The following is a 12,042-nucleotide window of genomic DNA, read 5'->3' as shown; positions in this document are numbered from 1 at the left end:
CAAAATAATGCATTCGTTATTTGGACTGCAAGTTAAAGAAAACCTATATAATCTTTAGCTCCTCCTAACGTGCCGAAACATCGATTAGATATCACTAAATATTTATTTATAATTAAAAATTCTACTATATAGTAACATGCTAAAATAAATAATACAATACTGAATTTAATACATTGTATTTAAACAAATAATAAATTCATTCTTTTAAAACTTTTTTTATTTGTAATCGGGTGTTTTGTCCATCCCCCGAAAACGATAAAGGCTCTTACTATGAAGTCATGTAAACAAAGTAAAAGCCTTATTTTTTCACACTTTTTTCATTTAGGTCTTGATTTCCCCGTAATGTTGGCTGGACCCCTAATACAAGTGCGTAAAATAAACGGGAACAGATTTTGTGTTACACTCGATAAGAATAGGAGGTGCTTTACTGATGGAGAATCTCTCGGGATTGTCTGTGACTTTCACAACTCATGCAAAGCCTGTTATTGGAAAAGCGTTACTTTGCATGGGGCAAAACACGATTAACGCTGCTTAGTTCTTTCTGATAATTCGGCTTTGCACCTTATTTTGCTATATAGAATAAGGAGTGGAGCACAAATGAAATATACAAATGCCAAACATATTCTGCCTAACAAGCTGATTAAAGAAATCCAGCAACATATTCAAGGAGAGACCTTGTACATTCCGAAACAAGAAAAAGCAGATCGGAAGTGGGGCAGCCTGAACGGCGGAAGACAGTGGATTGATCGCCGTAATGCTGACATCAGACAGGCCTTCAGCAATAATAAGAGCATTGAACAGCTTGCTAAGGACTATTTTCTCTCAGTTGATACCATTAGGCGAATTGTATATACAAAGCAAAAGAAATAGCAGGAAGCACTGGTGAGGATCTTCACCGGTGCTTTTGTTTATCTATGTCAACATTCATTCTAAGTTATTGTTGTCATATAAATAAGCACATTTGCCGGCTTAAAATAGGGATAGTAAACCAGAGAGTGAAGCCTGTTTCTAACGCACTAAGAGCTAAAGATAACTTAGTTCTATATAGGAAAGAGAGGAAGCAACAATGAGTAAACAAAAGAGTAGAAGCAGACATCTAGTTGATCCTGAGATTTCAAGCGCGCTTGATTTATTTCCGACAAGCGATCTAAACGCCGTATCGCTGATGGCATCGCGTGAAAATCAAGCCAAAATGCTACCGCAAATCGATGTTACGAAATTGTTCCCTGTGTCATTTGAAGAGAGAACAGTTCCAAGTTATTTCGGCGGTCCGGATCTACATATCGAAATCATCAAGCCTCTTCAGTCTAAGCATGACAAAATACCTTTATACTATACGATTCATGGTGGCGGAATGGTGATGGGGAGTCCGGTCGTTGACCGGGCTGGCAATGCAGCGCTTGCTGCCCAGCATGGTTTCTGCTGCGTGGCGATCAAGTACCGTCTTGCTCCCGAATATGTTCAACCTAGTCAATTGCAGGATTGCTATTCAGGCTTGAAGTGGTGCGTGGAGCATGCAGATCACTTGGGAATCGATAAACACAAGATCGCAGTTGCGGGAAGCAGCGCCGGTGCTGGTCTGGCAGCGGGACTCGCTCTATATATTCGTGACCAGAAGGAATTTGACATACATCACTTAAGGCTACGTAGTCCAATGCTTGACGATCGCACAAGTGTTTCTCCGAAGCATCCTTTTGCAGGCGAGTTCGTCTGGACGAGAGGTAGCAACCATTTCGGCTGGGAATCTGTATTAGGGCATAGTCCCGGGCAGACGGAAGAAAGTGAATATTACGTGCCCGCGCGCGCCAAATCGTTGGCCGGGTTGCCATCAACCTATATCAGCGTTGGCAGTATTGATTTATTTATTGATGAAGCCTTATCATTTACAAAACAGTTGGCATTTGACGGTGTCTTGGTTGAACTGCATGTCTATCCCGGCTATCACCATTTGTCTCCGATGTTTCCGAATGCCCACTATAATCAGGAAGGCGCAAGATCTAGTGAACATGCCTTGCTGAGAGCATTAGGAATGCTTTGATTTTATGCTCCAAAACATCCAAGTCGCTTCAGACTCTGATTTCACCCGAGGTTCTGCGCGACTACAAGGAAAGTTGTATGAGAAGATCTAATAACAAAAGGCTCCTACCTTGTGTATATGACTACACGGTAGGAGCCTTATTTTTTCTAGCTATTTTTCATTTTAGTCTTGATTTGTTTTGCCCCGACTTGAGAACTTATGTATCCTCAAGTCGTTTTCTCAGTGAGAGCGTTCTTAACGTACAGGAAGTCAGCTTAACTGTGTCTAAAATATGTCCAAACGTACAATTTTCCTTTTTCGGTACCGTGACCCCTTTAAGTGGTGTTAGTACGATTTTACCCATACGCCCTAATTCATCATGAGTAAAGTGAAAACAAGCTCCTGATGGGTCGTCTTCCTCCACAGCAGTTACACCATCCGGAAGATTTTTATATTTCTTTCGTCTTGATCGCTTGCTTCTTTTTTGGTTTATGGGGATAGCCTCTAGCTCTTCTAACTCCTCCATGAACCTTTTTTCCAATTTGGAGAGCTATCCGGTCCAGTTCACTTAGGGATTCGTCTTGTCCTTTGAATTCCATCACTTCTAAAACTTCCTTGCATAAGGTTCCTTCTGTAACTGGCCATAACTATGCTGTAAGTTTGATTCAGGCTTGATATTTATCGACCTTGATTGATAAGCCGAATCAGTTGATAGATAAGGATTACGAGTATGGTTGTTCATAAAGATAGATGATATGACTTACCTGAACATTGATTTATGAATGAGTTAGTGAACATGGTTACGTTTGAAATCTCTTGATAACTGGCTTGGAATGCTACTGTTCATTAACTTCTATCTTTCTTGACATCTACTTTGCGGACTAGAGCAGGAACCTTGTGATCAAGCCATATAAAGCGCAAGTTCGATAGAACCAGTTTTTATGTATGTCAGTATCGTAACAGAAAGTGTAGGGGAGAAGTAGATCATTTATTTACAGAGATAAACAAGAATCTTCTCCAGTTGTGAACTAGAAATGCTGTCTTGTTTATGAGCACTAGGCGTTTAGGATATCTTTTTTGCGAAAGTGAATAATTGCTAGAATAGTAGGGATGAGAATCCAGCCCAAGAGAATGATGATACTACCAGTCATAGTTATATTAGATTTTGTTAATAGATAGAACGAACTAACACCCGTGGTGCTTTCTAACCATGTACTAGTAAAACTCAAGTGTGTACCAATAAAGTATTTAAAGATAGAGCTTTTCAGAGACATTAGAAGGAAAGCGGATCCAGCTACGACGATAATCATAGGAATGGAGGTACTAATCATAGGCGATGCAGAAATAGTAGAGAATAAGAAAGTCAGAGATGCAATCGCAATGGAAACGATCAACATGTGTACAAAACCATAGAATAAAGCTTCTGAAACAGGTAAAAGAGTTGCCCCGCTGTATTGTGGTTCGAAGAATGGCGATTTGTCCACCATATGCTCAACAAATGAAACATTCATAAATTCGGGGGCATGGGCACCAAATGTACCATATAGAGCTAAATTTGTTAAAAGAACAACGGTAAAAAAGATAACAGCCAACAATATAGTCGCAAGTATACCTGCAGTCCATTTACCAAATAAGATTTTAGTTCTCGAAATAGGTCGGATCAAGAGTAACTTTAACGTACCTCGTGTTGTTTCATCTGACACGATATCAGCTATGATCAGAATTACCATCAATGGTAGGATAAGAGGTAGTCCGAGACCAAGTACATCTTTTGTTGCAGAGTAAGCTGTTGATTCAGTATTCGAAAAAGTTCCAGAATCGTAAGATAGTAAGGGACGTTTGTCTTGCTTTAAGTAATGCTCATTAAAAGCAATCTGTTTCTCCAAATTACTAGTTGATGCTGAATGAGCCATTTTTTTGTCTTGTTTCGCGTTTTTGAGATCTGCTTTATCTTGCTCTAGTTTACTCTGTATAGCAGACTTCCAACTCCCCTTTAATATATTATCTGTAGTATTGATACCTTGTTTTGTTCTTTCAATCGATTTTTCTAATTCTTTTATTTCCTCAGCATCTCCGCTTTTTTTGATTTTCTCCAGTTTTTTAGTACCTTCAGCAAGCTCATCTTTCTGCATAGAAACGATTTCTTTGGCCTTAGACTGATCTGCATAGAATGACAAAAAAGAAAATCCAACTGCAAGTAAGATAGTTATTCCAAAAACCAACCAAATCTTTAAACGATACCTCATTTTCATCCATTCATTCAGGATCACAACTCCAATATCACGCATTTTTCTTTTCTCCTTCTTCGTCTGCTGTAAAGTTAAAGAACAATTCTTCTAATGAATCTTTTACGGTTTCTATACTTCTCAGGTTTATATTTTGTAGTACGAGGAAGCGAATAAACTCTGAAAAGTCGCTTTCATCCATTTTGATCTCCATTGTGTGATGATCCAATACTTGATAGGAAAACTGATTTTGCTGTAATAGGTGCTCTACTTGCTTGACTTCATCCACTTTAATCCGCACTTTATGCCCTTGTCCTTCCAGTACTTTAGCCACGTTTTGCTCTGTGATGATTCGGCTATTTTTGATGATCGCAATTCGATCGCAGATCGCTTCCATCTCCTTTAAGATGTGGCTGGAGACGAATACTGCTGTTCCCTGATCAGCTAACTGGCGTACTAAGCCTCTAAATTCTCGAATTCCTTCAGGATCAAGACCATTGGTCGGCTCGTCCAAGATGAGCAGCTTCGGCTTACCTAGCAATGCTTGTGCTAAGCCTAGGCGTTGACGCATCCCGAGGGAATAGATTTTCACCTTGTCATGAATGCGGTCAGTTAGTTTCACAAACTCTACTACTTCCTGGATCCGTTTTTCTTTGTTTGGAATTCCTGCTAATCGTGCGTAGTGAATTAAGTTCTTATAGCCGCTTAGATATGAGTAGGTTTCTGGATTTTCAACAATTGCACCCACACACTTCATCGCTTGTTCTCGATCAGTTCTAATATCATGGCCACAGATGCAAACGCTTCCTTGGGTTGCTTGGATTAGTCCAACAATCATCCGGATTGTGGTTGTTTTTCCTGCTCCGTTTGGTCCGAGAAATCCGTAAACTTCTCCTTCGTTCACCTGCATATGTAACTGATTTACAATGGTTTTTCCACCTATTTGCTTGGTAAGGTTATCTACTCTAAGAACCTCCATATTCCGTTCCTCCTTGTTAGTAAAAGCATCTTTCTCACTCTAGATGAGCAAATTCGCTTGAAATCATTTACAATTGATCCAAAAGAAAGGTCTAGTCACAGTGGATTTTGCAGATTATTCCTGCTGTTTTTATTTTGGTCGATCTACTATGTAATTTTATTTATTTTTTAAAAACTATATGTATAAGATTAAATAAAGAAAGAAATACGTACCATGTATTTATCTTAATCGTATCTTAATATTTTGTAAGATACGATTAAGATAAATCAGTAGACAAAACCCTTCTGACTGTGCTTTTTGAGAAGGGTTTTGTTGAGATAAATCCATAGAAAGATTATGAGCTAATTTTTTGTGATTATCTGAATTCCAATTGTTTGTAGGGGTCACGGTACATCACCATCAAGCTAACACTAAAACGTGAGCGAAAGCGGATTTATCTAGAGATTAACGCAGTAAATCCCAGAAAATCGGCACACGAAATAAGCCTGAATGAGGCTGTTTTAAAAAATTATGCTACTTGTGACTGAGACTTGGTATACTCATAGGCGACACACAGTATCAAATTGAGAAGACCTGCTGGAGAAATGTCACAGCCGTATCATTGGAACGCTATTAAGCCCTTCAGGGCTTATGAATACACCTGTTGAAGCCCATTTCCCTAGCTAACTTTTCTAACTCAGAAGAACAAAGATGCTTCTGAAGCTCTTTAGCATACAAATAAAATTCATGTTGATGCTGCTGACCCATGAAGAAAACGCCATCCTCTCAAGTTGTATACTGAAAAGAATAGCGTTTTTGACGTTTGGGTATATTCTCTTTCTTAGCTTGCTGGCGATGTACTCGCGATATCAAGAACTAAGTTTGTGACAATCGTTCCCATATTTTTTAGATTCGGTTTTTGAATCTTATCTAAGGTGTCTTGATCACTATGATAATTTGGATCTTCCCCTACATTTAAGAAAGCAACAGGGATACCGAGTGGTTCAAAAGAAGCATGATCGCTTAGTGTGGAAACCCCTCTATCCGCTGTAATCTGTAGCTTTTCTGCTTTCTCTACTGCCAAATCCGCTACAAAAGATTGCGCATCTTCGGAAGCAGTAAACACATTTACCTCATCTCCAACTCCAACCATATCTATGTTAACCATACCCGAAATATTAGCTACTTCCTCTGGTTTTAGAGATTTCGCGTAAAACTCAGATCCAACCATTCCTGGTTCTTCTGCTCCAAATGCAATAAACTTTACATTCATATCAAGCTTCTTTTGCGAAGCGAGACGTGCCACCTCTAACATCGTAGCTGTTCCAGAAGCATTATCATTGGCCGCTGCTGAGTCCACACCATCATAGTGTGCACCCACTACTAGGGTCTTCGCCTTTTTTGCATTTTTCGCTTTGAAAGTGCCGACAACGTTTTGCGAGTAAGTATTAATAACCTCTGTGTCTGCTTTCATCGTCGTGGTTACCTTTTTCCCCTTACCTAACAAACGGGTCAAAAGAACACCATCTTTGTGCGCAAGACCGATCGCAGGGATACTCGTCTGCTGTTCGAGCGATCCGCCTAGCTTCCCTTTTGTGTTATTAAAGATCACAACTCCAACAGCTCCTGCTTTCGCCGCATTTTGCGTTTGATCGTAGAAAGTGAGATTTCCGCGTTTGATTAAGGCAATCTTTCCTTTTACATTCACGGAAGCAAAATCACTCTCTGCTCCCAAACCTGCATATACTAAATCTGCACTAAGCCCTTGAGCCGGTGTTCTTGGAGAGTATGTTAAAGGAGCCGTCTCAAATGATTTATTTTCTGGTTGACTGATCGTTAGCGTTGCCCCATGACTCTCGAATCGAGTAAGCGGGAACCTCTGTAACTCTACCTCAAATCCTAATTTTTTAAAACGTTGTGCAATCACTTGTGCTGCTTGATGTTCACCCGGAGTTCCCGCCATACGAGCATCATCTTTATTTGCCATCCATGCAATATCTTGAAAAATTCGTTCCTCAGACACACGAGATTGCGCCTTCATATTCTCTTGCAAAGGCAGTCCCGAAGCAAACGCAGTCGTAAAGATCAACGGGATCGAAAGCACTAACCCCATTACAGTATTGCAGATCGTTTTCTTCAACGTAATTCCTCCCTAAATGATCCTTCTTAGCAACAATTTTCTCTAATATGGATGTTTTTGAATATTTGTTTGCTCACTATTTTTCCCTCTCTGTTTACTCAATGCACTCCTTATATATTATTCAAGCAGATCATTTTCAACTATCGAGGTCGATTACATGAACATTACTTATTTGTAAGGTTGATTACATAATAGTAAGCCTATGAGTAGTAATGGAACTAGCGTAATAATTTCGTTAAAATGTCAGAATTCCTTATTCCACCTTTTCGGGGGATAGACAGAAATACCCTAATCCACTTACCCTCTTACAAAAAAAATGACTTTCCACATCAACTTCTGATGATGTGGAAAGTCCAATTCCCTATTATCCAATAAACACAGCTTCTCGTTTTTTGGTCACAACTGGGGGATTCATTGGCTCTGCTGACATATGAATCGACTCCAACGTAGTGAGAAGAGCTTCTACGGTATCCATGGATGTGAGGCAAGCAATTCCATGCTCGACTGCTTCTCGACGAATGCGGAATCCATCACGAGCTGGTGCCTTCCCTCTGGTCCATGTGTTTACGACTAAATCGGCTTCCCCTTTGCGAATGAGGTCGATGATGTTAGGAGAGCCTTCTGTTAATTTACAGACACGTCTTACTGGAAGACCTGCTTCTTCGAGTGCATCCGCGGTTCCAGCTGTTGATACGATTTGGAAGCCGAGTTGATGGAATCGGCGCATGAGCGGAATTGCTTCGTCCTTCTCTTTGTCTCCGATGGTGGCTACAATCGTTCCAAATCGAGGCATATGAATCCCCGCGGCAATAAGCCCTTTATAGACAGCGCGGGCGTAATCACGATCTCTGCCCATCACTTCACCGGTTGATTTCATCTCTGGACCTAGTGTGACATCTACTCTACGCAGTTTCGCGAAGGAGAAGACAGGTACTTTTACAGCTACTTCTGAAGCCTCAGGCCATAAGCCACCTTCATATCCTTGGTCTTGTAGGGTTTGTCCCAGCATAATACGTGTCGCTACTTGTGCCATTGGGATTCCGGTTACTTTACTCAAGAATGGTACGGTCCGAGAGGCACGAGGGTTTACTTCTAGCACATACATCTCATCTTTATAGAGAACAAACTGGATATTGATTAGTCCTCTTGTTTGGAGTGACTTTGCGATATTCGTGGTAATCTCGACTAGCTGCTGCTTTTGACTCTCCGTAATAAATTGGGGTGGGTAGACGGCAATCGAGTCTCCTGAGTGAACACCCGCTCGTTCGATATGTTCCATAATCCCTGGGATGAGTACAGTCTCACCATCACAGATTGCATCCACTTCCAACTCTTTCCCTAGCAAATAGCGGTCGATGAGAACCGGATGTTCAGGATTTACTTTCACCGCTTGCACCATGTACTGTCGCAACTCAGCTTCTCCATAGACGATCTCCATCGCCCTACCTCCTAGTACATACGAAGGACGAACGAGTACAGGATAGCCCAGTTTCGTTGCTGTCTCCACAGCCGCTTCAATTGATGTAACAGCCGCTCCAGGTGGTTGTGCGATTCCCGTTTCACTTAGTAATTTCTCGAACTTCTTCCGGTCCTCAGCCCGGTCGATTTCTTCCAAAGATGTCCCTAAAATCGGAATCCCTTCTTCTCGCAAGTCGCGAGCTAAGTTAAGTGCTGTCTGTCCACCAAACTGGACAATGACACCAACTGGATTCTCTTTCTCGATGATATGGAGAACATCTTCTCGATGAAGTGGTTCAAAGTAAAGTCGATCCGATGTATTAAAGTCGGTCGAAACTGTTTCCGGATTGTTATTAATAATGACAGCTTCCATCCCCGCCTCACGAATCGCCCAGATCGCGTGTACGGTGGCGTAGTCAAACTCTACCCCTTGACCAATGCGAATCGGACCCGACCCGAGTACCAGCACAGTCTTTTTATCGCTCTTCTTTCCTTCATCTTCTTGCTCATAGGTCGAGTAGTAATAAGGAGTTGCAGCTTCAAACTCAGCAGCACATGTGTCTACTATTTTATATACAGGCTTGATTTGTAGTTCTTTTCGTCGATCACGCACATGACGCTCTGTTTCTTGACGAAGGCGAGCAATCGTAGAATCCGTGAAGCCCATTCGTTTTGCTTCTAGCATGAGCTCATGCGATAACGATTCCTCTCTTGCAATCTTTTCTTCTAAGCTGATAATGCGCCCGATTTTATAGAGGAAGAAACGATCAATCTTCGTAATCTCATAGGCATCTTCTAGCGATAATCCTCTGCGGAACCATTCTCCTAGCAAGTAAAGTCGTTCATCGTCTGCTTCGGCGAGTCGCTTCTTTAACTCTTCTTGGGTTAATTGCTTCGCTTCGGCAAGATCTATATGCTCTAGCCCGATCTCCAAAGAACGAACTGCTTTGAGTAAAGATTCTTCTAATGTCCGACCGATCGCCATTACTTCCCCTGTTGCCTTCATTTGAGTGCCAAGGCGACGATTAGCTGAGATAAACTTATCAAACGGCCAGCGTGGGATCTTGCTAACCACATAATCAAGCGCAGGTTCAAAGCAAGCATACGTTTGACCTGTTACGGGGTTCTTTAATTCATCTAGTGTGTAACCAAGCGCTATTTTCGCTGCAATCCGTGCAATCGGATACCCCGTTGCTTTGGAAGCAAGAGCACTGGAACGGCTTACCCGCGGATTTACTTCGATCACATAGTATTGGAAGCTATGCGGATCGAGGGCATATTGCACATTACATCCCCCTTTGATATCAAGGGCGCGGATGATTTTAAGCGCAGAGCTACGAAGCATATGATATTCCCGATCTGATAACGTTTGGCTTGGGGCAAATACGATGCTGTCTCCCGTATGCACACCTACTGGATCGAAGTTTTCCATATTACATACCACGATACAGTTATCATTCGCATCACGCATCACTTCGTACTCGATCTCTTTCATTCCCGCGATGCTCTGTTCGATGAGGCATTGGGTAATGGGGCTATATCGCAAACCATTATCTACAATCTCTCGTAGTTCCATTTCATCATTTGCGATTCCTCCACCTGTGCCCCCTAAGGTATAAGCAGGGCGCACGATCACCGGATAGCCATTGCTCGTAGCGAAGGATACAGCTTCTCCAACCGTATTCACAATAACACTCGAAGGAACTGGTTCATTAATCTCGTACATTAAAGTACGAAACTCGTCCCGATCCTCTGCACAGGTAATCGCTCGTAAATCGGTACCGAGTAGCTTCACGCCTTCTCGTTCAAGCACACCTTGCCTAGCCAACTCCACCGCTAGGTTTAGACCTGTCTGTCCACCCAATGTAGGGAGCAATCCGTCTGGACGCTCTCTGCGAATAATTTGGGTGACAAACTCAGGGGTAAGGGGTTCAATGTAAACTCGATCCGCCATGTTGGTATCGGTCATAATCGTTGCTGGATTGGAGTTGATCAGGATTACTTCTACTCCCTCTTCCTTCAACGCTTGACAAGCTTGGGTTCCTGCATAATCAAACTCTGCTGCTTGGCCAATCACGATAGGACCCGAACCAATCACGAGGATTTTCTTTAATGTAAGATCTTTAGGCACGAACCATCTCCCCTTTCTTCTCATAGGCATCTTTTCCGTGTTCCATCATTTCCATAAAGCGGTCAAATAGATAGCCTGAATCAAGTGGACCTGGAGCGGATTCTGGGTGGTATTGCACACTAAATGCCGGATAATCAAGATGTTCTACTCCTTCGATCGTTCCATCATTTAGTGCCACATGACTGATGCGCAATCTCGTATGATCAATCGATTCAGCTGTTACCGTGTAGCCGTGATTTTGTGCTGTCATCACAGTACGACCAGAAGCTAATTCTTTGACAGGATGATTGCCCCCGCGATGTCCAAACTTCAGCTTCTCTGTATCTGCACCGCAAGCTAATGAAAGCAACTGATGACCGAGACAAATTCCGAAGATCGGCACTTTTCCGAGTAAGGACCGCACTGTTTCGATCGCCTCAGGGACATCTTTTGGATCCCCAGGCCCATTGGTTAACATAACCCCGTCTGGACGATATCGAAGGATTTCTTCGGCTGTTGTATAATATGGCACCGAAATCACTTCACAATTTCGTTCAGATAACTCTCGTTGGATATTATGCTTACTGCCAAAGTCCATCAACACCACTCGTTTTCCAGTATTAGGACTAATATGAACGCTACGGGTACTTACGTTTTTCACTTGATCTGTGATCAAAGGGGTATTACGCAATACTTCCTGTAATTCTTCGACAGAAGCAGTACCTGTGGTCAAAATCCCTCTCATCGTTCCATGCAAGCGAATTTTTCGAGTAAGCATGCGTGTATCAATCCCCGAAATCCCTACTATCTTGTGCAACTTCAACCACTCGTCAATCGAGTCTTCTTGCCGCCAATTACTCATGTATTCGGCATGCTCTCTCACAATCAGGCCAAATGCATAAGGGCGAATGGATTCATCATCATCACGAGTAAATCCATAGTTTCCGATGAGTGGATAGGTAAGCGTAACCATCTGCCCATAGTAAGAGGGATCGGTTAAAATTTCCTGGTATCCAGTCATACTTGTATTAAATACGACTTCTCCAACAGAAGTTCCTTCTGAACCAAAAGAATTTCCTACCAACAATGTGCCATCTTCTAACAACAACCGTGCCTGCTTCATATTAAAATCCC

At 42.0% G+C, this 12,042-nt stretch carries 8 protein-coding genes; 2 read left to right on the top strand and 6 right to left on the bottom strand.

Annotated elements, in window-relative coordinates:
* Positions 1–597: 597 nt before the first annotated feature.
* Both J2Z48_RS02980 and J2Z48_RS02975 read left to right on the top strand, forming a co-directional pair.
* Positions 598–870: a CD3324 family protein gene (locus tag J2Z48_RS02980; protein ID WP_307250871.1), complete on the top strand. Its 273-nt coding sequence runs from the start codon at positions 598–600 to the stop codon at positions 868–870.
* A 196-nt stretch (positions 871–1,066) separates the two neighbouring features.
* Complete coding sequence (locus tag J2Z48_RS02975; RefSeq protein WP_307250869.1) at positions 1,067–2,038, top strand: alpha/beta hydrolase fold domain-containing protein; 972 nt, start codon at positions 1,067–1,069, stop codon at positions 2,036–2,038.
* Positions 2,039–2,234: 196 nt separating this feature from the next.
* On the opposite strand, the gene J2Z48_RS02970 is transcribed toward J2Z48_RS02975, so the two are convergent.
* The 6 genes from J2Z48_RS02970 to carA form a co-directional block, all read right to left on the bottom strand.
* Positions 2,235–2,543, bottom strand: coding sequence for a hypothetical protein (locus tag J2Z48_RS02970; protein ID WP_307250867.1), 309 nt, complete (start codon positions 2,541–2,543; stop codon positions 2,235–2,237).
* A 529-nt stretch (positions 2,544–3,072) separates the two neighbouring features.
* The gene (locus tag J2Z48_RS02965) at positions 3,073–4,305 is read right to left on the bottom strand and encodes an ABC transporter permease (RefSeq protein ID WP_307250865.1); all 1,233 of its coding nucleotides are present in this window, start codon (positions 4,303–4,305) and stop codon (positions 3,073–3,075) included.
* Complete coding sequence (locus J2Z48_RS02960; protein WP_307250863.1) at positions 4,298–5,221, bottom strand: ABC transporter ATP-binding protein; 924 nt, start codon at positions 5,219–5,221, stop codon at positions 4,298–4,300. Before J2Z48_RS02960 ends, J2Z48_RS02965 begins: the two co-directional genes overlap by 8 nt.
* A gap of 820 nt (positions 5,222–6,041) precedes the next feature.
* Complete coding sequence (locus tag J2Z48_RS02955; RefSeq protein ID WP_307250862.1) at positions 6,042–7,340, bottom strand: M28 family peptidase; 1,299 nt, start codon at positions 7,338–7,340, stop codon at positions 6,042–6,044.
* Between the two features lie 364 nt (positions 7,341–7,704).
* Entirely contained in the window at positions 7,705–10,929 is a 3,225-nt protein-coding gene (gene carB, locus J2Z48_RS02950; protein WP_307250860.1) for a carbamoyl-phosphate synthase large subunit, read from the bottom strand.
* On the bottom strand, positions 10,922–12,031 hold the full coding sequence (carA, locus tag J2Z48_RS02945; protein ID WP_307250859.1) for a glutamine-hydrolyzing carbamoyl-phosphate synthase small subunit: 1,110 nt from the start codon (positions 12,029–12,031) through the stop codon (positions 10,922–10,924). The genes carB and carA overlap by 8 nt, the downstream gene beginning before the upstream one ends.
* Positions 12,032–12,042 lie beyond the last annotated feature (11 nt).

Origin of the sequence: Croceifilum oryzae, assembly GCF_030814315.1 — a bacterium.
Taxonomy (GTDB): Bacteria; Bacillota; Bacilli; order Thermoactinomycetales; family Thermoactinomycetaceae; genus Baia; species Baia oryzae.
The sequence above is the reverse complement of the archived record's forward strand: the minus strand, read 5'-3'. Positions and strand labels throughout refer to the sequence as shown.

Excerpts from the sequence above, each read along its gene's own strand:
- J2Z48_RS02980 (WP_307250871.1), top strand. The coding sequence starts at position 598 with ATGAAATATACAAATGCCAAACATATTCTGCCTAACAAGCTGATTAAA.
- J2Z48_RS02975 (WP_307250869.1), top strand. The coding sequence starts at position 1,067 with ATGAGTAAACAAAAGAGTAGAAGCAGACATCTAGTTGATCCTGAGATT.
- J2Z48_RS02970 (WP_307250867.1), bottom strand. The coding sequence starts at position 2,543 with ATGGAGGAGTTAGAAGAGCTAGAGGCTATCCCCATAAACCAAAAAAGA.
- J2Z48_RS02965 (WP_307250865.1), bottom strand. The coding sequence starts at position 4,305 with ATGCGTGATATTGGAGTTGTGATCCTGAATGAATGGATGAAAATGAGG.
- J2Z48_RS02960 (WP_307250863.1), bottom strand. The coding sequence starts at position 5,221 with ATGGAGGTTCTTAGAGTAGATAACCTTACCAAGCAAATAGGTGGAAAA.
- carA (WP_307250859.1), bottom strand. The coding sequence starts at position 12,031 with ATGAAGCAGGCACGGTTGTTGTTAGAAGATGGCACATTGTTGGTAGGA.